Below are 24206 nucleotides of genomic sequence, written 5' to 3'. Positions count from 1 at the left end.
CAGCGCTCTTTCCCCGCATGATCCGGCCGAACCTCAGACGCCCGGCGCCGCAAGCGGCAGATCGATCTCGAAGACGGCGCCTGACGGGTCTTCCGGCGCCGGCTCCGCGAGGCGGATCGAGCCGTCATGCGCTTCGATCAGCGCGCGGACGATCGAGAGCCCCATGCCGGTTCCGCCTTCGGCGCGCCGCGTGGTGAAGAACGGGTCGAAAATCTTGGCGCGATTGGCCTTGGATACGCCCGCTCCATCGTCGGAGACGCGGATCAGCGCCCGGCCCGCCGCCAGGTCGACGCCGATCCGAAGCCGCGAGGCGCCGTGCCGCGCGGCGTTGTCCGCGAGATTGCCGAGCACGGCGATGAGCTTCTCGTCCTGCATGGAGACGCATGCGTCCACGGCGCCGCTGAGGTCGATCTTCAACGGCGTCGCCACCGCGGCCGCGGCGCCGCGCACGGCGGCCGCGGCGGGCGGGCCCTGAACCTCGGCTTCCGCCCGCGCAAGTTCGAGAAGCCGGCGAACCAGAAGCGTCATCCGCTCCGCGTCGGCGACGATATTGGAGAGAAAGGCGCGCCGCGTCTCCGGCGTCATCTCCGCCTCGGCGTCCCGGACCAGCTCCGCCGCCCCCTGAATCGCCGTCAGCGGCGATTTCAGTTCATGCGCGACATGCGCCGCGAAGGCCGCGAGGCTCTCCGAGCGGTCATGGAGCTTTCGCGCGCTGCGCAGGAACGTCTCCGAAAGCTCCGCCACCTCGCGGGTTCCGTGATAGGGCAGCGGGCGCATGGCGTCCCGGTCCCCGGCGGCGACGCGGCGGGTCCTGAGCGTCAACGCCCGGATCGGCCCGGTGACGGCCCGCGTCGCGACGAAACCGAAGGCGAGAAGGGCGATCAGCGTCGCCGCCGCCGCGAAGGCGAGGCTCCGCCGCTCCTCCCACGCCACCTGAAGCATATGGGCCGGCGTCCGCGACGCATAGATCACCCCCGCGACCCGCCCTCGGTCGATCACCGGAAAGGCGGTGAATATCCGGAGCGACGCGCCCTTGGTCACATAGTAGATCAGCGGCGCCGAGCGGGCCCGAAGCCGGGTGCGAAGCCGCGCCCCGAGCCGCCCGTCAAGCGCCTCCCGCACCTCTTCGACATGGGCGAGGGAGCGGCCGGCCTCCGGCCCGGTGAGGATGATCCCGCGCGGATCGAGGGCTTCGATCCCAGCGAGCGTGCGCCGCCTGGTGGTGTCGATCAGCCGGTCCATGACGGCGCCGACCCGCGCCCATTCCGGCCCTGCCGGCGCGGCGGGTGCGGGCGCCGGGCGCGGCGGCAGCACCGGATCCGAAGCCAGATCGAGCGCCGCCGCCGCAGGCGAATACGCCAGCAGATACCCCGATCCAAGCTCCACCGGGGCGCCGAGCGCGCCGAGCGGCAAGGCCGCGGTCTCCGCCTGCATCGCCGCGGCCAGCGCGGCGGATTGCGCGATCAGCTCCGACTCGGTCTTGCGGATCAGCTGATTCTCGAAAACCCGGAAGAAAAACAGGCCGATCATCGGCGTCGCCACCGCGATCAGCAACAAAAGCACGATGATCGCCCGGATCGGCGGACGGTATTTCCGCCGCCGGTCGCTCACCCGCCTTCGGCCGCCCGTTCACATGCGCCGATCCGGAAGCCGACGCCGTGCACCGTCTCCACCGCGGGGCCGGCCCCGGCCTCCGCCAGTTTCTGGCGGATGTTGCGGATATGGCTGTCGATCGTGCGGCCGGAGACATGCACGTTCAGCCGATAGGCCGCCGCCGCCAGATCGTCTCGCGAGACCACGCGGTCCTTCCGCCGGATCAGCGCCGCCAGCATGGCGAATTCGAGCGGCGTGAGCTTCAGCGGCGCGCCGGCGAATTCAGCTTCGTGCGGCTCCGGCCGCATCACCAGCGCGCCATGGCTCAGCACCTCCGCCTCATCGGGCGGCTCCGGCGCGGCGCGCTTCAGGATCGCCTTCACCCGCGCGACCAGCTCGCGCGGCGAAAACGGCTTGCCGACGTAATCGTCGCCGCCCATCTCCAGCCCCAGAATGCGGTCGATCTCCTCATCGCGCGCGGAGAGAAAAAGAACCGGCGTCCGGTGGGTGCGGCGGATCTCGCGGCAGACATCGAGCCCGTCCGCCTCCGGCATGCCGACATCGAGGATCACCAGATCGGGCGCCGCCTCGGTGAAGCGGGTCAACGCCTCGCGGCCATCCGCGGCTTCGATCACCCGATACCCCTCGCGGGCCAGCGCGAAGCGGATCACCTCGCGGATATGCGCGTCGTCGTCCGCGATGAGAATGGTGGCGTTCATGTCTGGATTATGCCCCGGAACCTCCGCGCGGTCGAGACGAGGCGATGCGGCGTCGGCCATGGCGGTCTCCTTGCGCGGCGCGGGGAACAGCGCGGCCCCACGGCCCTGGTGGGGAACAGGGAGGGGAGTCGCCGGCGGAGCCGCGCTTCTCCAGAGATAGGCGGACGACGCCGCCGTTGGGAGGGTCGGCTCGTGCGGATTTTACGGTCTTTTCAGCAGATTTCGCGCAAAACGCTCCCACCGCGCTTCAGGCGTCTCCCGCCGGCGCCCCGCGCGCGAGACGCGCCGGGCGCCAGTTGATCAAAGCCACCCCCAGAAGCGCCGCGGCGAGGCCGAGCGCGACCGTCAGCGTCAACCGCTCGCCGAGGAACGCGACGCCGAGCATCACCCCGAACCCGGCCCGGAGATAGGCCTGGCTCGCCACCCCGAGCGAGCCGAGGGTCGCGATCAGCCGAAAATAGATCATGAGCGCGACGCCGGTGCAGACCAGCCCGAGCGCGCCCGCCGCGACCATCGCGGCGCCCGAGGGCGCCAGCGTCCATGGCCGGTCGACGATCAGCGCCACCGGCGCCACCGTGATCAGCGCGCAGACCATGGTTCCCGCCGCCGTCACCGTCGGCTTCAGATGGCTGAGCCGGTGCCCGTGGATCGCGGCGCCGGCGTAGAAGGCCGCGCTCGTCAGCGCCGCCAACTGCCCCGCGACGCTCACGCCCAGCCCTGAAAGCGTCTCCACCCCGACGATCAGCGCCACGCCGGCGATGCCGAGAAGCGCGCCGAGCAACCGGATCGCCGTCAGCGCCTCATGCCGGGTGATGGCCAGCGTCAGGAAAAAGACGAAGAGCGGCGAGGTGGAGTTCAGCACCGCCGCGACGCCGCTGTCGATATGGCTTTGCCCCCACGCCAGCAGACACCAGGCGACGCTGGCGTTCAGCGTCGACTGGATGAAGAGCCGCCCCCATGTCCGCCGGTCGCGCGGCAGACGCGCGCCCTGAAGCCGCAGCACGACGAGGAGGAATGCTGCGGCGATCGCGATCCGGACCGCGATGAGGGTCAGGGGCGGGATCTCCTTGATCGCGACGCCGATGAAGAAATAGGTGGAGCCCCAGATCAGCGCGAGGAGCCCGAGCAGGGCGAACTCGCGGGCCCGGCCATCGATCATGACGCGGCGCGGCGCATCAAGGCGTCTCGACCAACGGAAACGGGCGGGCGCCGCCGCATCCCTCGCTTCGGAAAAGCTCGATCATGACGGCGGCCACGCGGCGACTCCCTCCACCCCTCGCCATCCGTGGTAGCAGAAACCCCGCCCGGGAGAACCCGCCCGCCGTTCACCTTCAGGCGCCAAGCTTCGGGGCCAGATCCTCGAAGCGATCGAAGGTGAAGGCGGCGCTGAACTCCACCGCCGGTTTCCGCCGGTAGCCGCCGGTGAAGAAATGAAACGGAACGCCCGCGTTGACGGCGGTCGCCTCATCCGTCTCGCTGTCGCCGACGAAAACCGCCGGCCCGCCGCCGAGCCGCCGGATCGCGGTCAGGAGAGGCTCCGGGTCCGGCTTCATCACCGGCAGACTGTCCCCGCCGAGAACGACGTCGAAGAATCTCTCGAGATCGAGCGCCCGGAGAATCTTCTCCGTCGGCGCGGCGGGCTTGTTCGTCGCGAGGCCGAGCGCGAGGCCCGCGCCGGAGAGCCGCGTCAGCGCGTCGACCACGCCGGGATAAGGCCGGGTCAAGGCCGCCGGGGCGACAATATAGGCCCGCTGGAACAGGCCCAGCGCCTCTTCTTTCAGCGCCTCGGAATCGCCGTCGCCGGTCGCGGCGAGGCATCGTTCCACCAGCTTCGGCACCCCGTTGCCGACGAAACGCCGAATCTCGTCGAGGCTGACGACGCGCCGGTCGAGCGCGGCCAGCATCGCGGCGGCCGCGGCGTGCATGTCCGGCGCGCTGTCGATCAGCGTGCCGTCGAGATCGAAGACGACCGCCCGCGTCACGCCCGGCGCCCCGCTTCCGCCGCCGCGCGGATCGCCGCGATGTTCTCCGCGTAACGCGCCTCGCCGCCGCGAAACACCGCCGAGCCGGCGACCAGCGCGTCCGCGCCCGCATCCGCGACCAGCGGCGCGGTCTCTGGGGAGATGCCGCCGTCCACCTCGATATGGATCGGTCGCTCGCCGATCATCCGGCGCGCGTCGCGCACCTTGTCCAGCATCGAATGGGCGAATTTCTGGCCGCCGAATCCGGGATTGATCGTCATCACCAGCACCAGATCCACCGCGTCCAGGATATGCTCGATATGCGAAAGCGGCGTCGTCATGTTGAGCGCCACCCCCGCCTTCGCGCCGTGGCCGCGAATGCTCTGGAGCGTGCGATGAAGATGCGGCCCGGCCTCGGCGTGGACGGTGATCATCTCCGCCCCGGCCTTGGCGAACGCCTCGATATACGGGTCCGCGGGCGCGATCATCAGATGCACGTCCATGAAGGTCTTCACATGCGGGCGGATCGCGGCGACGACGTTCGGGCCGATGGTCAGGTTCGGCACGAAATGCCCATCCATCGGGTCGACATGGATCCAGTCCGCCCCCGCGGCCTCGACGGCGGCGATCTCCGCCCCGAGCCGGGCGAAATCCGCACTGAGGATCGAAGGGGCGATCTTGATGGAACGATCGAATGTCATGCGCGTCTCTCTCCTTGGCCGATCCCGGCATAACGTCTTCGTCGCCTCCGCGTCCAGCCGTCCGCGCGGGGCGGCCTCCGCGTCACTTTCACCAATCTCGAGGCGTCGGGAGCGGCGCCCGCCTTCGCGCGGGGAGGCCGGCGGCCGATGCTCTTTCTCCCGCGGGATGCGCTGGAGGGGGAGCGGCGCGCCCGGCGCGGCCTCAGTCCGGGCGTCTCCATCGACGATTGCGCCCGCCGCCGCCGGCGCTATCCTCCCCCTCCGCCAAGGGAGAATGCATGACCGATCTCGTAGGATTGGAGTTTTCGGAGGGCGGCGCCGTCGCCACGCTCACGCTGAACCGGCCGGAGGCGCTGAACGCGCTCTCGCTGGCGCTGGAGGGCGCGCTCCACGACGCCTTTCGCCGACTGGCCCTGGCGGAGGAGCTCCGCGCCATCGTGCTCACCGGCGCGGGGCGGGCGTTCTCGGTCGGCGTGGACCTGAAGGAGCTGGGCGTCGGCGCAGGGATGGCCCGGGCCTGGCATGGGCCGGAGAGCCTCGCCGCGCGCGTGCGCGCCTCGCCGGTCCCTATCATCGCGGCGGTCAACGGCTTCGCCGTCACCGGCGGGCTTGAGCTGGCGTTGCAGGCGGATTTCATCGTCGCCTCCGCCTCCGCCCGCTTCGCCGACACCCACGCCCGCGTCGGCCTCACCCCTTCCTGGGGGCTGACCCAGATCCTGCCGCGGCTGATCGGGCCCGCCCGCGCCCGGCGGATGAGCCTCACCGGCGAATTCATCGACGCGGAGGTCGCGCTTCGCTGGGGGCTCGCCACCGAGGTGACGGCGCCGGAAGATCTCCTTTCCCGCGCGCAGGCTCTCGCCGCCGACATCGCCGGAACCGAGCCGACCGCGATGCGCCGCATCCGCCAGCTCATGGCGGCGGGCGAGGGTCGGCCGCTGGCGGACGGGCTGGCGCTGGAGGCTGAAATGTTCGACACGCACCTCGCCGGCGTCGCGCCAGGCATGGTCGAGGCGCGGCGCGGCGCCGTTCAGGAACGCGGCAGACGCGCGACAGGAGACGAGACATGACCGGACCGATGCTTTTCACCCCGATCACGCTGCGGGGCCTCACCCTCCGCAACCGCATCGTGATCGCGCCGATGTGCCAATATTCCGCAGAAGACGGGCTGGCGAACGACTGGCATTTCGCCCATCTGGCGAAATTCGCCATGGGCGGCGCCGGCGCGGTGATGACCGAGGCGGCGGCGGTGCAGGCGCGGGGCCGCATCACCCACGGCGACCTCGGCGTCTGGTCCGACGCGCATGCGGAGGCGCTGAAGCCTGTCGTCTCCTTCATTCGCGCGCAGGGCGCGGCGCCGGGCATTCAACTCGGCCACGCCGGGCGCAAGGCGGCGATGCAGCGGCCGTGGTTCGGCAACGGCCCGCTCGGCCCGGAGGATCGCGCCCGCGGCGATGCGCCCTGGGAGGTGGTCGGCGCGTCGTCCGTCCCGCTCGCCGACGGCTGGCTGACGCCGAAGGAGATGACCGCCGCCGACATCGCCGAACTGATCGAGGATTTCACCGCCGCCGCCCGGCGCTCGGACGCGGCGGGGTTCGAATTCGCCGAGATTCACGGCGCGCACGGCTACCTGATCCAGAGCTTCCTCTCCCCGCTCTCCAACCGGCGGACCGACGCATGGGGCGGCGACCTCGCCGGGCGGATGAAGCTCGCGCTCGACACCGCGAAGGCGGTGCGCGCCGCCTGGCCGAAGGAAAAGCCGCTCTTCTTCCGGATTTCGTCAATCGACGGCGTCGATGGCGGCTGGGAGATGGATGACAGCGTCGCGCTTTGTCATGAGCTGAAGGCCATCGGCGTCGATGTCATCGACTGCTCGTCCATGGGCAACACCGCCGGCGGCGCGACCGCCAATCCGATGGCGCGGGGCGCCGCCTTCCAGACGCCGTTCTCGAAGCGGATCCGGGCCGAGGTCGGAATCGCGACCCAGGCCGTCGGCCTCATCCTCGACGGGCCGATGGCGGAGGAGGTGCTTCAGGACGGGCGCTCGGACCTGATCGCGATCGGGCGCGAGGCGCTCTATGACCCGTTCTGGCCGCATCATCAGGCGAAGGCGATGGGGGTCGACGGCTTCGACGCCTGGCCGGAGCAATACGGCTGGTGGCTGCAACGGCGCGAGGGCGCGGTCCGCCGGATCAATGAATCGGCCGAGGGCCGCAAGCTGCCGCCGGCCTGATCCGGTCTTTCTCCCGGCCGGCGCGCGCCGTCAGTCCCGGTGATAGGGCGCGCCGGAAAGAATGCTGGCCGCCCGGTAAAGCTGTTCGGCCAGCATTGCGCGGGCCAGCATGTGCGGCCAGACCATGTCGCCGAAGCCGAGCAGCAGATCCGCCCGGTCGCGGAGCGCGGGGGAATGCCCGTCGGCGCCGCCGATCAGAAAGGCCATGTCGCGCCGGCTTTCATCCCGTTTGACGGCGATCAGCTTCGCGAATCCGCGGCTCGTCATCGTCTTTCCGCGCTCATCGAGCGCGACGATGAACGCACCGTCCGGAACCGCCTCCAGCAGAAGGCGGCTTTCGCCCGCGCGCTTTCGATCCTCGATCTCGAGGAGCCGCGCAGGGCCAAGGCCCAGACCGCGCCCGGCCGCGTCGAATCGGGCGAGGTAATCCTTGACGAGCATGGCCTCCGGCCCGCCCTTGCGGCGGCCGATGGCCAGAATCGCGATTCGCACCGCAAGCTCCCCCTGCGGTTCAGGCCATCCGCGCGGCGGCCTCGGTGAGTTCCGGCGTCCACATCTTCTCGAGCTGGTAGAACTCGCGCACCTCGGGCCGGAAGATGTGGACGATCACGTCGCCCGCATCGATCAGCACCCAATCGCCCGCGTTCTTGCCTTCGACCCGGGTCGTGCGGCCAAGCTCCTGCTTGAGCGATTCGATCAGATGGTCGCTCAGCGCCGACACTTGCCGTGTCGAGCGGCCGGAGGCGATCACCATGTAATCGGCCATCGCGCTTTTCCCGCGGATATCGATGGTCACGATATCCTCGGCCTTGTCCTGATCGAGCCTGTCGCAGATATGGGCGAGCAGCGTCGCCACCGCCTCTTCGCCGCCGCCAACCGGCGGCATTAGGGTCGGACCCGTCATGGAGCCCGCGTTAATCCGTTCATGCAGAACGAGACCCTCCTGATGTTCGCGCCGTAGCGGCGCACTCTGAATATAGGGAAAACCGGCGACGTTCTCAACCAATCATGGCGACTGGGGCGAAACGCCCCCATCGCCGCGGCTGGTTCAGCCGAATCGCGCCGGCGCGAAGACCGGCGCCGTCGCCGCCAGCGCCGGCGCGCGGCCGAGAATCAGATCGGCCGCGAGCGCGGACAACGCGGGCGCGGTCTGGATGCCGTACCCGCCTTGCCCGGCCAGCCAGAAAAAGCCGCTCCGGGCGGCGTCGAACCCGATCACCGGCTCTCCGTCCGGCGAGAAGCTGCGGAGCCCGGCCCAGCTGCGCTCCACCCGCGTCACCTCGAAATTCGCGGCGCGCGAAAACCGGTCCAGCCCTTCGGCCAGCACCATATCGTCCGGCCAGGCGTCGAAGGGCTCGACCGGGTCCGCGTCGGCGGGGGAGACCATGAGCTTGCCCCCCATCGGTTTCGCGTACCAGGTCTCGCGCGCGTCCATCACCACCGGCCAGCCGGAGACATCGTATTCCGCCGGGGCGGGAATGATCGCGCCGGAGCGCCGCTTCGGCTGGATCCGGATCGGCGAGGCCCCCGCCATCTCGGCGATCCCCGTCGCCCAGGCGCCCGCCGCGTTGACGAGGATCGGCGCCTCATACGTCTCTTCGCCCGCCGTCACCCGCCAGACGCCGCCGGAGCGGCTGACGCCGGAGACCCGCGCGTTGAGCGCGAGCCGCGCGTCGCCCGCCCGCATCATCCGCTGAAAGCCTCCGGTCAGGAGATCGACGTCGATGTCGCGCGCGTCGGCCTCATACGCCGCCGCGACGAGTCCCTCCCGCCGGAGATACGGCGCCAGCGCCAGCGCCTCGTCGACGGAGATCGCGCGCAGTCCCGGCGTCTTCCGAACCGTCGCGTCCAGCCCGCCGCCGCCAAAATCAAGATGAAGGAGCCCGCGCGGCGACAGCAGCGGCGCCGCCGCGAACCCGTCCGGCGGCGCCTCGAAAAAGCTCTCGGAGGCCGCCGTCGCCGCGCGAACGCCCGGCGGCCCGTAGGACTTGATGAAGACCGCCGCCGAACGCCCCGTCGAATGATGGCAGGGCGCGCGCTCCGCTTCGAGCACGATCACCTTCGCGGCGTCGGCGAGATGCGCCGCCGCCCCGAGGCCGGCGGCCCCGGCGCCGACGATGAGAACGTCCGCGCGCGCGGCCATCGGCTCACCCCCCGGCGCGGACGTGTTTTTCGTATTCGTCGGCGATCGAATGCGTGAGCTCGCCAACCTCGTACATATGCTCGCCGATCTGGCCGACCGGAGTCACCTCCGCCGCCGTGCCGGTCAGCCAGCATTGCTCGAAATCCGCAAGCTCGTCCGGCATGATGTGCCGCTCGATCACCTCGACGCCGCGCGCCTTCAGAAAGCCGAGCACCGTCTGCCGCGTCAGCCCGTTCAGGAAGCAATCCGGCAGCGGCGTGTGGACCGCGCCGTCCTTCACGAAGAAGATGTTCGCGCCGGTCGCCTCCGCGACATAGCCGCGATAATCCATCATCAGCGCGTCGGAGCAGCCCTTCGCCGCCGCCGCGTGTTTCGACATCGTGCAGATCATGTAGAGCCCGGCCGCCTTGGCGTGGCACGGGATCGTCTCCGGGCTCGGCCGCTTCCATTTGGAGATGTCGAGCTTCGCGCCGGTCCTCTTCGCGTCGCCGTAATAGGCGCCCCAGGACCAGACCGCGACCGCCATGTGAACCGGATTCTGCGCCGCCGCGACGCCCATGTCGGGGCCGGAGCCGCGCCACATGAACGGGCGCACATAGCAATCTTCGAGCCCGGAGGCTTTCAGCGCCTCCGCCTTCGCCGCGTCGATCTCCTCCACGCTGTAGGGCGAGGGGATATCCATCGCCTCGGCGCTGGAAAGCAGCCGCAAGCTGTGGTCGTGGCCGCGAAAGATCACGCCGCCATAGGCGCGCTCGCCCTCGAAGACGGAGGAGGCGTAATGCAGCGCGTGCGTCAGCACATGCACCTTCGCCTCGCGCCAGGGGACCATTTCGCCATCGACCCAGATAACGCCGTCACGGTCGTCATAGGCTTCGCCCGCCATCTTCGCATCCTCTCATCACGGCGCTCCGCAGCGAAGGAGCGCACCACTCTTCCAAATCTTCGCGAAAGTTTCGCAAACCGACGGCCAAGGGAAATGAAATAACCCAAAACCTTGCGATCCGCGTAGCATTCGGATATTTCTAAGTCAATAAGACTGACATAAAGCACGGCGGCGGGGCGACGAGGGCGCCGCAACCGGGATATGGAGGCGAGCACCATGCACTCTCCGACGCGCTCCGCTCAGATAATGCGTGCCGATCAGCTGCTCTTTCTCAAGGACGAGCAGCTGCGGAGCGGGATCGAATTGCTGTTCTTCGCCTATCGGGACTTCACCAGCGACCCCGACCGGATTCTGGTCGAACGGGGCTATGGCCGCGCCCATCACCGGGCGATCCATTTCATCCGCCACCGGCCCGGTCTGACGGTGGCCGCGCTGATCGAATTTCTCGGCGTCACCAAGCAGTCGCTCAACCGGGTCCTGCGCCAGTTGATCGCGGACGGGCTGGTGGAGCAGACCGTCGGCGCGACCGACCGGCGCCAGAGGCTCCTGCACCTGACCGGCGCGGGCCGCGACCTGGAGGCGCAATTGTCGGAGACCCAGCGCGAGCGGCTCCGCCGCGCCTATCTCGAAGCGGGACCGGAAGCGGTTGCAGGATTCCGCGAAGTGCTGCACAGAATGATGGACAAGGACGCGCAGCGTCTGCTCGCGACGAAAACCGAACGGTGAGGCCACGGCGGCGATGACCAGCACCAGCACCGAGCCAACCGCCCATATCCTCGTCGTCGACGACGATCAGCGCATCCGCACGCTCCTGAAGCAGTTTCTCGTCAAGAACGGCTATCTGGTGACCGTGGCGCGGGACGCGGCCCATGCGCGCCGGGTCCTCGCCGGGCTCGCCTTCGATCTTCTGGTCATCGACGTGATGATGCCGGGGGAGGACGGATTCTCGCTGACCGCGGCCATCCGGAAAACCACCGAATGCCCGATTCTGCTTCTCACCGCGCGCGGCGAAACCGAGGATCGGATCACCGGCCTCGAATCGGGCGCGGACGACTACCTGCCGAAACCGTTCGAGCCGCGGGAGCTTCTGCTTCGGGTCGCCGCGATCCTGAGGCGCGCCGCGATCGTCCCGACTCAGGACGACCCGCCAAAGACCCTCGCGCTCGGCGTCACCCGCTACGAGATCTCCCGCGGAGAGCTTTGGCGCGGCGAGTCGCTGGTGCGGCTCACCTCGACCGAAGCGGCGCTGATGCGCGTCTTCGCGAAAAGCCCGAACGAGGCGCTGACCCGCGGGCGTCTGGTCGAAGAGCTGGGCGGCTCCGCCGGCGGCGCGCAGGAGCGCGCGGTCGACGTCCAGATCACCCGGCTGCGCCGGAAGATCGAGAATGACCCGAAGAACCCCCGCTATCTGCAAACCGTGCGCGGCGAGGGGTACATGCTGACGCCGGACTGACGCGCCCGCGCGCGCCCTGGCGCCGGGACCTCGCGCCGGCCGCCGCTTGACGCCCGCCCCCGGCGCCCCCACCCTCCTCACGCCATGACCTTCGCGATCCTCTCCCATCCCGATTCTCTCCGCCACCTCGCCCCGCCCGGCCATCCGGAGCGGGTGGCCCGGATCGAGGCCGTCTCCGCCGCGCTCGCCGCGCCCGAATTCGCCGCCGCGCTCCGTGTCGAGGCCCCTCTGGCCGGGGATGCGGCGATTCTTCGCGCCCATTCCGCCGCCCATCTCCGGCGGCTGGAGGCGGCCGCGCCCGCAGCGGGATTCGCGGCGCTCGACGGCGACACCAGTCTCTCTCCCGGCTCGCTGGACGCGGCGCGCCGCGCCGCGGGCGCGAATGTGAAGGCGGTCGACATGGTGCTGGGCGGAGAGGTCTCCTCCGCCTTCTGCGCCGTCCGCCCGCCCGGCCACCACGCGGAGCGCGAGACCGCGATGGGGTTCTGCTTCTTCTCCAACGCCGCCATCGGCGCGCTGCACGCGCTGGAGGCGCACGGACTCTCCCGCGTCGCCATCGCCGATTTCGACGTGCATCACGGCAACGGAACGCAGGACGTGGTTCAGGCCGATTCGCGGATCTTCTTCGCCTCGTCCCATCAATCGCCGCTCTATCCCGGCACCGGGATGGAGGACGAGACCGGAGTCGGCAACGTCCTGAACGCCACGCTTGCGCCCCGGAGCGACGGCGCCGCGTTCCGGAAGGCGTGGGAGGAGCGGCTCCTGCCGGCGATCGACGCCCACGCGCCCGAGCTTCTGATCATCTCCGCCGGATTCGACGCCCACCGGCGCGACCCGCTGGCCGAGTTGACGCTGGACGAGGCCGACTTCGTCTGGATCACCGAGAAACTCGCCGACCTGGCGGCGCGGCGCTGCGCCGGGCGGCTGGTCTCGACGCTGGAAGGGGGGTATGACCTCGACGCGCTGGCCGCTTCGGTCGCCGGCCACGCCAAGGTTCTGATGGAGCGCGCTTCATGAGCGAGAAAAAGATCGCCGACATGAGCTTCGAGCAAGCGATGGAGGAGCTGGAGAGCGTCGTCAGCCAGCTCGAAAACGCGCAGGTTCCGCTCGACAAGTCGATTGACCTCTATGAACGCGGCGAGAAGCTCCGCGCCCATTGCGAGGCGCGTCTGAAAAACGCGGAGCTCCGGGTGCGAAAGATCATTCAGGGCGCGGATGGCGAGGCGAAGGGCGCGGAGCCGCTCGACGCGCCGTGACGCCGCCGGATGAGGCGGGCTTCCCCGCGATTCTCGAAGCCTCCGCGCGCCGGGTCGAAGCCGCGCTCGACGCGGCGCTGCCTCCCGCGGCGCCGGGCGCCGAAGGCCGGCTCGCCGCCGCCATGCGCCGCGCCGCGCTCGGGGGCGGCAAGCGGCTTCGCGCCTTTCTCGTGATCGAGACCGCCGCGCTCTTCGGCGCCGACGCGCCGGGCGCGGACCGGGCGGCCGCCGCGCTCGAATGCCTTCACGCTTATTCGCTGGTTCATGACGATCTTCCCTGCATGGACGACGACGACCTCCGCCGCGGCCTGCCCACCGTGCATGTCGAATGGGACGAGGCGACGGCGGTCCTGGCGGGCGACGCGCTGCAGGCGCTGGCCTTCGAGCTGATGACCGCCCCGGAGACCGCCCCCGACGGCGCCGTGCGCGCCGAGCTCGCCCATGTTCTGGCGCGGGCCTCCGGCTTCGCCGGCATGGTCGGGGGGCAGGCGCTCGACATCGCCGCCGAGACCGCGCCTGCGCCGCTCGCGGCGCCGGAAATCGCGGATCTCCAGGCGAAGAAGACCGGCGCGCTGATCGCCGCCGCCGTCGAGGCCGGCGCGATTCTCGGCCGCGCCAGCGGCGCGGAGCGCCAGGCGCTGGCCGGCTACGCCGCGGATCTCGGCGCGGCGTTCCAGATCGCCGACGACATTCTCGACGCCGAGGGCGACGCGGACGCCGCGGGCAAACGGCTCGGCAAGGATCAGGCCGCCGGAAAGGCCACCCTCGTCGCCCTGCTCGGCCTGGAGGGCGCCCGCGCGCGCGCCGCCGCGCGCGCGGCCGCCGCGGCCGCCCGGCTCGACCTCTTCGGCGCGCGCGCCGCACCCCTTCGACACGCGGCGCGCTTTGCGGTAAGCCGCCGGCGTTGATCAAGCCGCGAGAGGAGCATCAGGTGGCCGAAAATCCGCATGCGCGCCCCGCGACCCCGCTTCTCGACCGGGTCTCGAGTCCGGCCGATGTCCGGCTGCTCTCGGACCGCGACCTTCGGCGCCTCGCCGATGAGCTCCGGGCCGAGACGATCTCCGCGGTTTCCGTCACCGGCGGGCATCTCGGCGCCGGGCTCGGCGTCATTGAGCTGACCGTCGCCATTCACGCGGTGTTCGACACCCCGCGCGACAAGCTGATCTGGGACGTGGGCCACCAAACCTATCCGCACAAGATCCTGACCGGGCGGCGGGGACGGATCCGCACGCTCCGGCAGGGCGGCGGGCTCTCCGGCTTCACCAAGCGCGCCGAGAGCGAATACGACCCGTTCGGCGCCGCCCATTCCTCCACCTCGATCTCGGCCGCGCTCGGATTCGCCGCGGCCCGCGATCTCGGCGGCGACCCCGGCGACGCCATCGCCGTGATCGGCGACGGCGCGCTCTCCGCCGGAATGGCCTATGAGGCGATGAACAACGCCGGCGGGATGGGCAAACGTCTGATCGTCATCCTCAACGACAACGAGATGTCGATCGCCCCGCCGGTCGGCGCGATGTCGGCCTATCTCTCGCGCATCTACGCCGGCGCGCCGTTTCAGGATCTGAAAGCCGCCGCCAAGACCGCCGCCTCGCTTCTGCCGCCGCCGCTTCGCGAGGGCGCGCGGCGGGCGAGGGACATGATGAAGACGATGGCCTTCGGCGGCTCGATCTTCGAAGAGCTCGGCTTCTCTTATGTCGGGCCGATCGACGGGCACGATCTCGATCAGCTTCTGCCGGTCCTCCGCGCGGTGAAGGCGCGGGCGGACGGGCCGGTGCTGATCCATGCGCTGACCCGGAAGGGCAAGGGCTACCCCCCCGCCGAGCAGGCCAGCGACCGCGGGCACGCCACCGCGAAATTCGACATCGCGACCGGCGCGCAGGCCAAGGCGGCCTCCAACGCGCCCTCCTACACCAAGGTGTTCGCGACCAGCCTGATCTCCGAAGCCGAGCGCGACGACAGGATCGTCGCCATCACCGCCGCGATGCCCGACGGCACCGGGCTCAACCTCTTCGCGGAGCGGTTCCCGGATCGTTGCTTCGATGTCGGCATCGCGGAACAGCACGGCGTCACCTTCGCGGCGGGGCTGGCGGCGGGCGGGATGAAGCCCTTCGTCGCGATCTATTCCACCTTTCTGCAGCGCGCTTACGATCAGGTCGTGCATGACGTGGCGCTTCAGCGCCTGCCGGTCCGCTTCGCCATCGACCGCGCCGGGCTGGTCGGGGCCGACGGCGCGACCCACGCCGGCAGTTTCGACATCGCCTTTCTCGCCAACCTGCCGGGATTCGTCGTGATGGCGGCGGCGGATGAGGCCGAGCTTCGCCATATGGTCGCGACCGCCCGCGCGATCGACGACGGCCCTTCGGCCTTCCGCTATCCGCGCGGCGAAGGCGTCGGCGTCGAGATGCCGGAGCGCGGCGCGCCGCTGGAGATCGGGCGCGGCCGCGTCGTCCGCGAGGGCGCCCGCGTCGCGCTGCTCTCCTTCGGCGCCCGGCTTCAGGAATGTCTGAAAGCGGCGGAGGCGCTTGACGCGGACGGCGTCTCGACCACCGTCGCCGACGCCCGTTTCGCCAAGCCGCTGGACCGCGACCTCATCCTCCGCCTCGCGCGCGGCCACGAGGCGCTGATCACCATCGAGGAGGGCGCGAGCGGCGGCTTCGGCTCCCAGGTGGCGCAGCTTCTGGCGGAGGCGGGCGCGTTCGACGCCGGCCTCCGGTTCCGGTCGATGGTCTTCCCCGACGTCTTTCTCGATCAGGACAGCCCCGCCGCCATGTACCGAAGCGCGGGCATGGAGGCCGGCGATATCGCCTTGAAGGCGCGGGTCGCGCTCGGAATCAGCCGGAAATAAGCGACGGCGCGCGCCGGGCCGCGCCGGTCATTTGAAGCCGCCCCGCCATTCTGCGCGGCGGCCCCAGACCTCGCGCCAGACGCCATGGCGCTTTATGAATATCTCCGCGATCCGGCGCGACGCCGCCCAGAGATTGACAAGGAGAACCGCGATCGGCTGTTTCCAGGCGGGGAAGTGCCGCCGGATCAACTCCCGCCGCGCCTGCAGGAGACGCACATACTTGTCGGCCCTCACCGGGCTCGACGCGCCGAAGTAATGGACGATGACCACGTCCGGCGTCACCCGCGGCCGCGCGCCGAGATCGCGCGCCGCGCGGAGGCAGAGATCCGCCTCCTCGCCATACATGAAAAACACCGGGTCGAACCCGCCCAGAGCCTCCCAATCCGCGCGGCTGAGCAGGAACAGGCAGCCGACGACGATATCGACCTGGCGCTCGCTCATCCGGTCCCAGCCGCCATAGGCCTCGGAATTGAAGAACTCGCTGTTTCTGAAGAACGCGGCCAGGCCCGTCATCCGGCAGAAGAGAGTCCAGAGCGACATCCGCCGCCAGCAGGAGCTGGGATTGAGGCTGAGATCGCCGAACACGGTCCGGCCACCCCAGATCCGCGCCTCGGGCCGCGCGCGGGCGAACTCCACCAGCCGGTCGAGCGCGCGATCCAGGACGACGGTGTCCGGGTTCAGGAGGAGGATGTATTCGCCCCGCGCATGCTTCGCGGCCAGGTTGTTGGCTCTGGCGAAGCCGTGATTCTCCGTCTCCGCAAAGAGAGTGATGTCCGGAAACTCTTCCGCGATCGCTTCGGCGGAGCCATCGCTGGAGGCGTTGTCGACGACCAGGATCTCGTGCGGGGTCTGCGTCTCCCGGACGACGGAGCGCAGACATTCCAGCGTCATCTCGCGCGTGTTGTAACTGACGACGATGATCGAAAGAACCGGATCAGACATTGCCCGCCACCCACCTATGCAAAGACACGCCGCCACGCAGCGGAGGCACGCACCTATGCGAAATCCTCTGATATTTCAAGCAAAGGACAACGGCGCGCCGGCGGGAGACGCCATCATTCAGACCGAATAGGCGGACTCGCCCGGCATATGCGCGCCGACGCTGGCCGCAAGATCCCGCGCCATCTCCCGGAACCGCAGCGCCTCGGCGCTTTCAGGCTTCGAGGCCACGATCGGCGCGCCGTCGTCCGACGTCGTCCGGATGTCCAGTGCGAGCGGGACGCGGCCGAGAAACGGCGCGCCGATCCTCGCCGCCTCCGCCTCCGCGCCGCCATGGCCGAAGATCGGCGTCTCATGGCCGCAATTCGGGCAACAGAATGTCGCCATGTTCTCGATCACGCCAAGGATCGGAATCCGGATCTTCTCGAACATGTCGATCGCCTTTCGCGCGTCCAGCAGCGCGACGTCCTGCGGCGTCGAGACGATGACGGCGCCGGCCAGTTTCGTCTTCTGGCTCAGCGTCAACTGCACGTCGCCGGTGCCCGGCGGCAGATCGACGATCAGGAAATCCAGCGGCTTCCACGCGACCTGATAGAGCATCTGCGTCACGGCGGTGATCAGCATCGGTCCGCGCCAGATCACGCTCTCGTTCTCGCCGGTCAGGAATCCCATCGACATGCATTTGACGCCATATCCGCGGAGCGGAACGATGGTCTCGCCATCGGGCGCGACCGGGCGCCCGTCTATGCCGAGCATTCGGGGCTGCGACGGCCCGTAGACGTCGGAATCGAGCAGGCCGACCCGCCAGCCCTCCATCGCCAGGGCCACCGCGATATTGGCCGACACCGTGGATTTGCCCACGCCGCCCTTGCCGGAGCCGATCACGATGATCCGCTCGACGCCGTCGACCGCGCCGCTGCTCGGCGGCGGGCGGCGGGGCGGCGCGGCGCCCGGCGCCCCGCGCGCGCCGAGATCGGGCGGCGCGCCCTTCGGCGGGGCGGGGCGGCGGATCGGCGCGTCGTCAGGCGCGGTGAGCACCACGTTCACGCTTCGAACGCCCGGAACCCGCTTCGCCGCCGCCTCCGCCGCCCGCCGGAGCGGCTCCAGCCCGGCGCCGCGCTCCGGATCCACCCTGATCGCGAAGCGGACGGCGGTGTTCTTCACCACCAGCCCGGCGACCATGCCCGCCGTCACGATGTCGCGCCCGTCCCCGTCGCCGGCCCCGTCGCTGTCCACGACCGTCCTCAGCGCATCGAGAACCATCTCACTGGTCGGGCCGGTCATGATCGCTCCTTCGCTCAGCTCTCGCCTGTCTCTCTGATAGACTCTCGCCCGCCACGACGCCACACGCCGGCGCTTTTCCCACATTTGGAGACGTTCCGCGAAAAGCGGTTGCTCCCGCGGCCCGCTCTTGCAAGTAATGGCCCTGTGTAACCGGGGGGGAGGAGGCATGGCGGCTCAGCCGTTGCTGACGGTGGAGGACCTGACTGTCGCCTTTGGCGCGGGTCGCGCGGCGGTGACCGTGGTCGAAGACGTGTCCTTCGCGCTTCGCAAGGGCGAGACTCTGGCGCTGGTCGGCGAATCGGGCTCCGGCAAGACGCTGACCGGAAAGGCGCTCATCGGCATCCTGCCGAAAGGCGCGCATGTGGTCTCCGGGCGCGCGCTCTACACCGGAGACGAAGGCGCGTTCGACCTTCTGACGCTGAAGCCGGCCGCGCTCCGCAAGGTCAGGGGCGGCGTCATCTCGATGATCTTCCAGGAGCCGATGAGCTCCCTGTCCTCGCTCCACACCATCGGCGACCAGGTGGTCGAGGCGGTCAAGCTCCATTCTCCGCTCCGCGGCGCCGCGGCGAAGGCGCGCTGCATCGAGACATTCAGGAATGTCGGCTTCCCCGACCCCGAGCGCGCCTGGCGCGCCTATCCGTTCGAGCTGTCCGGCGGGCTTCGCCAGCGCGCGATGATCGCGATGGCGATCGTCTGCCAGCCGGCGCTGATGATCGCCGACGAGCCCACCACCGCGCTCGACGTCACCACGCAGGCGACCGTGCTCGACCTGCTGAAGACGCTGCAACGCGAAACCGGCATGGCGATGATCATGGTGACGCATGATCTCGGCGTCGTCGCCAACATGGCGGATTCGGTCGTCGTCCTGCGCAAGGGCCGCGTTGTGGAGAGCGGGCCGGCGCGCGCGGTGCTGACCACGCCAGGCCACGGCTACACCCGAAAGCTGATCGCGGCGGCGCCCGAAGCGCCGTCGGATCTCTCTCCGCGCCATGCGTCGTCCGAGGATTTCATCCTTTCCGCGCGCCACCTGTCCAAGACCTATCCCGGCAAGGCGCAAGGCTTTCGCGGGGTCTCCGCCCCGGTGAAGGCGGTGCGGGACGTCCGGATCGACATCCGCCGCGGCGAAACTCTGGCGATCGTCGGCGAATCGGGCTCCGGCAAGTCGACCGTCGCCAAGCTGATGCTCCGGGCGGAGCGGCCCGACCCGGGCGCCGAAGTGCTCTTCAGGGGCGCCGATGGCGTCGAGGTGGACGTCGCGGCGCTCTCGGGGGCGGCGCTGACGGCGTTCCGCCGCAAGGTGCAGATCGTGTTCCAGGACCCGTTCTCCTCCCTCTCTCCGCGGATGTGCGTGCGGGATATCCTGACCGAGCCGCTCCGCGTTCACGGCGTCGGCACCGGACGCGAACAGCGCGACCGCGCCGCCGATCTGATGGAGCGCGTCGGGCTCTCCGCCGATCACCTGCAACGCTTTCCGCATGCGTTTTCCGGCGGTCAGCGCCAACGCATCTCGATCGCGCGCGCGCTCGCCCTCGGGCCGGAGCTGCTCGTCTGCGACGAGCCGACCTCGGCGCTCGACGTGTCGGTTCAGGCCCAGGTGCTGGACCTGTTCAAGCAGATCCGGGACGATCTCGGGCTCTCCTACCTTTTCATCAGCCACGATCTGGCGGTGGTGGCCAACCTCGCCGACCGCGTCGCGGTGATGCGGCGCGGACGCGTGGTCGAGGAGGGGCCGGTCGAGGCGCTTTTCAAGAACCCGTCGCATCCCTACACCCGCGCGCTGATGGCCGCGTCGCCGGAGCCCGACATGGATCGCCCGCTCGACCTCGCCGCCGTCGCCCGCGGCGCCGGCGAGCCGGAGACCTGGCCCGCCCCGTACGGTTTCACCGATGACGCCGCACCGAACCTCGTCGAGGTCGAGACCGGGCATTTCGTGAGGAGAGCCGCATGAAACCGCTCACCCGGACCCTTGTCGCCGCCCTGTTCGCCGGCCTTTTCGCCGCCGCGCCGGCGGCCGCGCTGGAGATGCAGGAGACGCCCTGGTTCGCTCAGCAGGTCGCGGACGGGGCGCTGCCCCCGGTCGCCGAGCGCGCGCCGGTCGAGCCGCTGGTCGTCGACTTCGAAAGCCGCGGCCGCACGATCGGAACCCAGGGCGGAGAGATCCGCACCCTCATCGCGCGCGCGAAGGACGTCCGTTACGCCGTCGTCTACGGCTACGCCCGGCTTGTCGGGTACGATCAGGATTTCGAATTGAAACCCGATATCCTGAAAAGCGTCGACGTGAAGGAGGGGCGCGTCTTCACGCTGCACCTTCGCAAGGGCCACAAATGGTCGAACGGCGATCCCTTCACCAGCGAGGATTTCCGCTACTGGTGGGAGGACGTCGCCAACAATCCGCTGTTGTCGCCATCGGGGCCGCCCGAGTTGATGATCGTCGGCGACGCGCCGCCGGAATTCGTGGTCATCGACGAGACCACGGTTCAATACGCCTGGCCGACGCCGAACCCGCGCTTCCTGCCGGCGCTGGCCGCGGCGCGGCCGCCATTCATCTACCGGCCGGCGAAATACCTGAAGCAGTTCCACGCCGATTACGCCGACCCCGCCGCACTCGAGGCGCTGGTCGCGGAGAACGCCGTGCGCAACTGGCCGCAGCTGCATAACAGGCTCGACAATCTTTATAATTTCGACAACCCTGATCTCCCCACGCTGCAACCTTGGGTCAACACTACGCCGAAGAACAACTCCCGCTACGTGCTCGCCCGAAACCCCTATTACCACCGCGTCGATCCGGAGGGGCGGCAGCTTCCCTATGTCGACACGGTCGAGATGACCGTCGCGGCGGGCGGGCTGATCCCGGCGAAGGTGAACCGCGGCGAGGCCGATCTTCAGGTCCGCGGACTCTCCTTCTCCGATGCGCCGGTTCTGAAGAAGGGCGAAGCCGAGGGCGGCTACACCACCTATCTCTGGACCAACGGCGCGGGCGCGGATATCGCGCTCTATCCGAACCAGACCGTGAACGACCCGGTCTGGCGCGATCTGATGCGCAACATGGATTTCCGGCGCGCGCTCAGCTTCGCGATCAACCGCGAAGCGATCAACAAATCGATCTATTTCGGGCTCGCGCGGCCGACCAACGTCGCCGCTCTGCCGGAAAGCCCCCTCTACAACGAGGATTTCGCCTACGCCTACGCCAATCTCGACCGGCAGGCCGCGAACGACCTGCTGGATCAGGTCGGCCTCGGCCAGCGCGACTCCGACGGCTGGCGGCTGCTCCCCGACGGGCGGCGCGCGGAACTCATCGTCGAGACCGCGGGCGAGCGGCTGGAGGAGAGCGACGCGCTCGAACTCGTTCAGGAGATGTGGAAGGATGTCGGGCTGAAGATGATCTTCCGGCCGCTCGACCGCGACATCCTCCGGAACCGGGCCTATGCGGGCGAAAGCATGATGCCGGTCTGGTATGGCTGGGACAACGGCGTGCCGACGCCGGACGCCAGCCCCGCGGCGTTGGCGCCGGTGGAGCAGACGAACTTCTCGTGGCCCGCCTGGGGGCAGTATTTCCAGACCAGCGGCGGCGCGGGCGAGCCGCCGGCGACGAAGCCGGCGAAGCGGCTTCTCGCGCTCTTCGAGCGCTGGTCCTCGGCCACGACGACGAGTGAAAAAAACGCGATCTGGATGGAAATGCTGGAGATCCAGGCCAATCAGGTGATGGCGATCGGGCTTGTCTCCGGGGCGCCGCAGCCGATCGCGGTCTCGAAACGGTTGCGCAACTTCACCGAGAGCGGCGTCTACGCCTGGGAGCCGGCCGCGCATCTCGGCGCCTACCGGATCGACGAATTGTATTACGCCGAATGAGGGGGCCCGGAAACATGACGGCCGCCGTCAGAGAAAGACGGGCCTGAGATGCCGGCCTATATCCTCCGCCGCTGCTTCACCATGCTGGGCACGCTCCTCGTGATCTCGGGGTTGATCTTCATCATCATCAACCTGCCGGAGGGGAACTATCTCACCAACCGGATCCGGGAGCTGATGGCGACCGGCGAAGAGGGCTCGGTCGCGAAGGCGCGGTTCCTTCTCGCGCAATATTCTCTCGACCGGCCCTTGCTGGAGCAATACGGGATATGGGTCGGCCTCTGGCCCGGACCGAACGGCTTTTCAGGGCTGCTCCAGGGCGATTTCGGCTATTCCTTCGAATTCGACAGGCCGGTCTCCGAGGTCGTCTCGGAGGCGATGTGGTTCAGCATCGGGCTCAATCTCGCGGTCGTCCTTTTCGTCTACCTCACGGCGCTGCCGCTCGGCATCCTGGCGGCGGTGAGGGCGAACACATGGATCGACTATCTCGCCGCGCTGGCCGGATATATCGGCCTTGCGACGCCGAACTTCCTCCTCGCGCTGATCCTCATGTATTATGGAAACAAGGCGGTCGGCCTGCCGATCGGGGGCGGCATGGCGAAGGAATTTCTGGACCAGCCGATGAGCCTCGACAAGTTCGGCTCGATCCTGCTTCACCTGATCGCGCCGGTCGTCGTGATCGGCACCGCGGGCATGGCCGGAATGATGCGGCGGCTCCGCGCCAACCTGCTGGATGAGCTCGGAAAGCCCTATGTCGTCACCGCGGCGGCGAAGGGCGTGTCGCCGACGCGGACGGTGCTCAGATATCCGCTCCGGATGGCGCTCAACCCGTTCATCGCCGACATCGGCAATCTTCTGCCGCAACTGATCTCGGGTTCGGTTCTGGTCTCGGTGGTGATGAGCCTGCCCACGATCGGGCCGATCCTGCTGTCCGCGCTTCAGAGCCAGGACGTCTTCCTCTCCGGGTTCATCCTTCTTTTCGTCTCGGCGCTGACCCTGATCGGAATGCTGATTTCAGACCTCCTGCTCGCCGTGATCGACCCGAGAATCCGGCTTGCGGGCCGGGCGGGGGGCGCGCGATGAGCAAGATCGACCCGGATCGGCACTACGTCGCCGACGACGATTACGATGAGGCCGCCGACATCCAGGCGCTCGACCGCGCCGATCTCGACGCCCCGACATGGCTGCTGATCTGGCGGCGGTTTCTGCGCCACAGGCTCGGCGTCATCTCGGCCATCTACCTCGCGACGATCTATCTCGCGCTGCCGTTCATCGATTTTCTCGCGCCCTATCACTACGCGGAGCGGCACGTCGACCACATCTACGCGGACCCGCAGCCGCTCCGGCTCTGGTCCCCGGAAGGCGACTTCATCGGCCTTCACACCTATGCGACGACGGAGACCTTTGACCGCATAACGTTCCAGATGAAATCGGTGACCGACTGGAGCGATCCGCAACCGATTCCGCTCTTTGCGAATTGCGGCGCGAATTACCGCCTGCTTGGCCTATTCGAGACCAATTTCCGCCTGATGTGCCCGCCGGAGGGCGGCACGCTCTTCATCTTCGGGGCGGATCGGCTCGGGCGCGATGTGCACAGCCGGATCATGCATGGCGCGCAACTCTCTCTGACCGTGGGCCTCATCGGGGTCGCGGTATCCTTCGCCATCGGCCTCACTCTGGGAGGCATGGCGGGCTATTTCGGCGGCCTGACCGACAGTCTGACCATGCGCGCGATCGAGATCATCCGAAGCCTGCCGGAGCTTCCGATCTGGCTGGCGCTCTCGGCCGCGATTCCGGCGACATGGGGGCCGATTTCCGTCTTCTTTGTCATCTCGATCATTCTCGGCCTCCTGGACTGGCCAGGACTCGCGCGCGCCGTCCGCTCGAAATTTCTCGCCCTTCGGGAGGAGGATTACGTGAAGGCGGCGGAGTTGATGGGCGCCCGCCCGCGGCGGATCATCGCCGTCCACATGATGCCGAACTTCATGTCGCATCTGGTCGCGTCCGCCACGCTGTCGATCCCGGCGATGATTCTCGGGGAGACGGCGCTCTCTTTCCTCGGGCTCGGCCTTCGGGCGCCGGCGGTGAGTTGGGGGCTGATGCTGAACGACGCGCTCGATCTCACCGTGGTGGAGATCTATCCGTGGCTGCTGATGCCGCTCGCGCCGGTCATCATGGTGGTGCTGGCGTTCAGCTTCCTTGGCGACGGGCTGCGGGACGCGCTGGATCCCTACAGCTGACGCTGGGCGCCCCCCGGCGGCGCCTGGCCGCCGGCTGATGCGAACAAGCTCGCATTGGACGTGATCGGCCTGGCTGGCTTCGGCTATGACTTCGCGTCGTTCGATGGCGATGA

Annotated in this window: 23 protein-coding genes; 12 read left to right on the top strand and 11 right to left on the bottom strand. The window is 69.1% G+C overall.

Translation table 11 applies throughout. The annotated features are described in order from the left end of the window. Positions 1–33: 33 nt before the first annotated feature. The 5 genes from WG921_RS04560 to rpe all read right to left on the bottom strand — a co-directional run bounded on the left by WG921_RS04560 (position 34) and on the right by rpe (position 4974). Positions 34–1611 carry a sensor histidine kinase gene (locus WG921_RS04560; protein WP_340108033.1) on the bottom strand — a complete coding sequence of 526 codons (1578 nt, stop codon included), beginning with the start codon at positions 1609–1611 and terminating at the stop codon, positions 34–36. Next, positions 1608–2372, bottom strand: a complete 765-nt coding sequence (locus WG921_RS04555) for a response regulator transcription factor (RefSeq protein WP_340108032.1) — start codon at positions 2370–2372, stop codon at positions 1608–1610. Before WG921_RS04555 ends, WG921_RS04560 begins: the two co-directional genes overlap by 4 nt. Positions 2373–2559: 187 nt before the next feature. Then, positions 2560–3471 (bottom strand): DMT family transporter, encoded by a 912-nt coding sequence (locus tag WG921_RS04550; protein WP_340108031.1) that lies wholly within the window; start codon positions 3469–3471, stop codon positions 2560–2562. Positions 3472–3643: 172 nt separating this feature from the next. After that, complete coding sequence (gph, locus tag WG921_RS04545; protein WP_340108030.1) at positions 3644–4294, bottom strand: phosphoglycolate phosphatase; 651 nt, start codon at positions 4292–4294, stop codon at positions 3644–3646. Then, a complete protein-coding gene (gene rpe / locus WG921_RS04540) occupies positions 4291–4974 on the bottom strand; it encodes a ribulose-phosphate 3-epimerase (RefSeq protein ID WP_340108029.1) in 684 nt (227 codons plus the stop codon). Before rpe ends, gph begins: the two co-directional genes overlap by 4 nt. Positions 4975–5252: 278 nt before the next feature. Here rpe and WG921_RS04535 point away from each other — a divergent pair, with 278 nt between their 5' ends. Together WG921_RS04535 and WG921_RS04530 are read left to right on the top strand one after the other, a co-directional pair. After that, positions 5253–6041 (top strand): enoyl-CoA hydratase, encoded by a 789-nt coding sequence (locus WG921_RS04535; RefSeq protein WP_340108028.1) that lies wholly within the window; start codon positions 5253–5255, stop codon positions 6039–6041. After that, positions 6038–7204, top strand: coding sequence for an NADH:flavin oxidoreductase/NADH oxidase (locus tag WG921_RS04530; RefSeq protein WP_340108027.1), 1167 nt, complete (start codon positions 6038–6040; stop codon positions 7202–7204). The genes WG921_RS04535 and WG921_RS04530 overlap by 4 nt, the downstream gene beginning before the upstream one ends. Before the next feature lie 30 nt (positions 7205–7234). Here WG921_RS04530 and rlmH read toward each other — a convergent pair whose 3' ends face one another. The 4 genes from rlmH to WG921_RS04510 all read right to left on the bottom strand — a co-directional run bounded on the left by rlmH (position 7235) and on the right by WG921_RS04510 (position 10230). Beyond that, complete coding sequence (gene rlmH, locus WG921_RS04525) at positions 7235–7696, bottom strand: 23S rRNA (pseudouridine(1915)-N(3))-methyltransferase RlmH (RefSeq protein WP_340108026.1); 462 nt, start codon at positions 7694–7696, stop codon at positions 7235–7237. Positions 7697–7715: 19 nt separating this feature from the next. Beyond that, positions 7716–8108, bottom strand: coding sequence for a ribosome silencing factor (gene rsfS / locus WG921_RS04520; protein ID WP_340108025.1), 393 nt, complete (start codon positions 8106–8108; stop codon positions 7716–7718). 144 nt (positions 8109–8252) lie between these two features. Beyond that, positions 8253–9347, bottom strand: a complete 1095-nt coding sequence (locus WG921_RS04515) for an NAD(P)/FAD-dependent oxidoreductase (RefSeq protein ID WP_340108024.1) — start codon at positions 9345–9347, stop codon at positions 8253–8255. Between the two features lie 4 nt (positions 9348–9351). Continuing rightward, positions 9352–10230, bottom strand: coding sequence for a branched-chain amino acid aminotransferase (locus WG921_RS04510; protein WP_340108023.1), 879 nt, complete (start codon positions 10228–10230; stop codon positions 9352–9354). 216 nt (positions 10231–10446) lie between these two features. Here WG921_RS04510 and WG921_RS04505 point away from each other — a divergent pair, with 216 nt between their 5' ends. From WG921_RS04505 to dxs, 6 genes are all read left to right on the top strand, one after another. Further along, entirely contained in the window at positions 10447–10956 is a 510-nt protein-coding gene (locus tag WG921_RS04505) for a MarR family winged helix-turn-helix transcriptional regulator (RefSeq protein ID WP_340108022.1), read from the top strand. Between the two features lie 13 nt (positions 10957–10969). Next, entirely contained in the window at positions 10970–11683 is a 714-nt protein-coding gene (locus WG921_RS04500) for a response regulator (protein WP_340108021.1), read from the top strand. 84 nt (positions 11684–11767) lie between these two features. Beyond that, positions 11768–12700, top strand: a complete 933-nt coding sequence (locus WG921_RS04495) for a histone deacetylase family protein (protein ID WP_340108020.1) — start codon at positions 11768–11770, stop codon at positions 12698–12700. Further along, positions 12697–12939, top strand: coding sequence for an exodeoxyribonuclease VII small subunit (locus WG921_RS04490; protein WP_340108019.1), 243 nt, complete (start codon positions 12697–12699; stop codon positions 12937–12939). Before WG921_RS04495 ends, WG921_RS04490 begins: the two co-directional genes overlap by 4 nt. Further along, a complete protein-coding gene (locus WG921_RS04485; RefSeq protein WP_340108018.1) occupies positions 12936–13847 on the top strand; it encodes a polyprenyl synthetase family protein in 912 nt (303 codons plus the stop codon). Before WG921_RS04490 ends, WG921_RS04485 begins: the two co-directional genes overlap by 4 nt. 23 nt (positions 13848–13870) lie before the next feature. Further along, positions 13871–15784, top strand: coding sequence for a 1-deoxy-D-xylulose-5-phosphate synthase (gene dxs / locus WG921_RS04480; protein WP_340108017.1), 1914 nt, complete (start codon positions 13871–13873; stop codon positions 15782–15784). Positions 15785–15811: 27 nt separating this feature from the next. Here the strand turns inward: dxs and WG921_RS04475 are convergent, their stop codons facing one another. Next, a complete protein-coding gene (locus tag WG921_RS04475; RefSeq protein WP_340108016.1) occupies positions 15812–16726 on the bottom strand; it encodes a glycosyltransferase family 2 protein in 915 nt (304 codons plus the stop codon). A 117-nt stretch (positions 16727–16843) separates the two neighbouring features. Beyond that, on the bottom strand, positions 16844–18007 hold the full coding sequence (locus WG921_RS04470; protein ID WP_340108015.1) for an Mrp/NBP35 family ATP-binding protein: 1164 nt from the start codon (positions 18005–18007) through the stop codon (positions 16844–16846). Positions 18008–18173: 166 nt separating this feature from the next. On the opposite strand from WG921_RS04470, the gene WG921_RS04465 reads away from it, so the two are divergent. Genes WG921_RS04465 through WG921_RS04450 form a run of 4 tightly spaced genes read left to right on the top strand, consistent with a single transcriptional unit; the run spans position 18174 to position 24093 of the window. Further along, a complete protein-coding gene (locus WG921_RS04465) occupies positions 18174–19955 on the top strand; it encodes an ABC transporter ATP-binding protein (protein WP_340108014.1) in 1782 nt (593 codons plus the stop codon). After that, positions 19952–21856 carry an ABC transporter substrate-binding protein gene (locus tag WG921_RS04460; RefSeq protein WP_340108013.1) on the top strand — a complete coding sequence of 635 codons (1905 nt, stop codon included), beginning with the start codon at positions 19952–19954 and terminating at the stop codon, positions 21854–21856. The genes WG921_RS04465 and WG921_RS04460 overlap by 4 nt, the downstream gene beginning before the upstream one ends. A gap of 48 nt (positions 21857–21904) precedes the next feature. Then, the gene (locus tag WG921_RS04455; RefSeq protein ID WP_340108012.1) at positions 21905–22936 is read left to right on the top strand and encodes an ABC transporter permease; all 1032 of its coding nucleotides are present in this window, start codon (positions 21905–21907) and stop codon (positions 22934–22936) included. Then, positions 22933–24093: an ABC transporter permease gene (locus WG921_RS04450; RefSeq protein WP_340108011.1), complete on the top strand. Its 1161-nt coding sequence runs from the start codon at positions 22933–22935 to the stop codon at positions 24091–24093. The genes WG921_RS04455 and WG921_RS04450 overlap by 4 nt, the downstream gene beginning before the upstream one ends. Positions 24094–24206 lie beyond the last annotated feature (113 nt).

It is taken from the genome of Paludibacillus litoralis (assembly GCF_037646705.1).
In the GTDB taxonomy this organism is placed as follows: Bacteria; Pseudomonadota; Alphaproteobacteria; order Rhodobacterales; family Rhodobacteraceae; genus Pikeienuella; species Pikeienuella litoralis.
This window is presented reverse-complemented; position numbering and strand designations above follow the sequence as displayed.

What these genes read in the sequence shown, in the direction of transcription:
- WG921_RS04555 (WP_340108032.1), bottom strand. Translation starts at nt 2,372, where the DNA reads ATGGCCGACGCCGCATCGCCTCGTCTCGACCGCGCGGAGGTTCCGGGG.
- WG921_RS04550 (WP_340108031.1), bottom strand. Translation starts at nt 3,471, where the DNA reads ATGATCGATGGCCGGGCCCGCGAGTTCGCCCTGCTCGGGCTCCTCGCG.
- rpe (WP_340108029.1), bottom strand. Translation starts at nt 4,974, where the DNA reads ATGACATTCGATCGTTCCATCAAGATCGCCCCTTCGATCCTCAGTGCG.
- WG921_RS04535 (WP_340108028.1), top strand. Translation starts at nt 5,253, where the DNA reads ATGACCGATCTCGTAGGATTGGAGTTTTCGGAGGGCGGCGCCGTCGCC.
- WG921_RS04530 (WP_340108027.1), top strand. Translation starts at nt 6,038, where the DNA reads ATGACCGGACCGATGCTTTTCACCCCGATCACGCTGCGGGGCCTCACC.
- rsfS (WP_340108025.1), bottom strand. Translation starts at nt 8,108, where the DNA reads ATGACGGGTCCGACCCTAATGCCGCCGGTTGGCGGCGGCGAAGAGGCG.
- WG921_RS04515 (WP_340108024.1), bottom strand. Translation starts at nt 9,347, where the DNA reads ATGGCCGCGCGCGCGGACGTTCTCATCGTCGGCGCCGGGGCCGCCGGC.
- WG921_RS04510 (WP_340108023.1), bottom strand. Translation starts at nt 10,230, where the DNA reads ATGGCGGGCGAAGCCTATGACGACCGTGACGGCGTTATCTGGGTCGAT.
- WG921_RS04505 (WP_340108022.1), top strand. Translation starts at nt 10,447, where the DNA reads ATGCACTCTCCGACGCGCTCCGCTCAGATAATGCGTGCCGATCAGCTG.
- WG921_RS04500 (WP_340108021.1), top strand. Translation starts at nt 10,970, where the DNA reads ATGACCAGCACCAGCACCGAGCCAACCGCCCATATCCTCGTCGTCGAC.
- WG921_RS04495 (WP_340108020.1), top strand. Translation starts at nt 11,768, where the DNA reads ATGACCTTCGCGATCCTCTCCCATCCCGATTCTCTCCGCCACCTCGCC.
- WG921_RS04490 (WP_340108019.1), top strand. Translation starts at nt 12,697, where the DNA reads ATGAGCGAGAAAAAGATCGCCGACATGAGCTTCGAGCAAGCGATGGAG.
- WG921_RS04475 (WP_340108016.1), bottom strand. Translation starts at nt 16,726, where the DNA reads ATGTCTGATCCGGTTCTTTCGATCATCGTCGTCAGTTACAACACGCGC.
- WG921_RS04470 (WP_340108015.1), bottom strand. Translation starts at nt 18,007, where the DNA reads ATGACCGGCCCGACCAGTGAGATGGTTCTCGATGCGCTGAGGACGGTC.
- WG921_RS04465 (WP_340108014.1), top strand. Translation starts at nt 18,174, where the DNA reads ATGGCGGCTCAGCCGTTGCTGACGGTGGAGGACCTGACTGTCGCCTTT.
- WG921_RS04460 (WP_340108013.1), top strand. Translation starts at nt 19,952, where the DNA reads ATGAAACCGCTCACCCGGACCCTTGTCGCCGCCCTGTTCGCCGGCCTT.
- WG921_RS04455 (WP_340108012.1), top strand. Translation starts at nt 21,905, where the DNA reads ATGCCGGCCTATATCCTCCGCCGCTGCTTCACCATGCTGGGCACGCTC.
- WG921_RS04450 (WP_340108011.1), top strand. Translation starts at nt 22,933, where the DNA reads ATGAGCAAGATCGACCCGGATCGGCACTACGTCGCCGACGACGATTAC.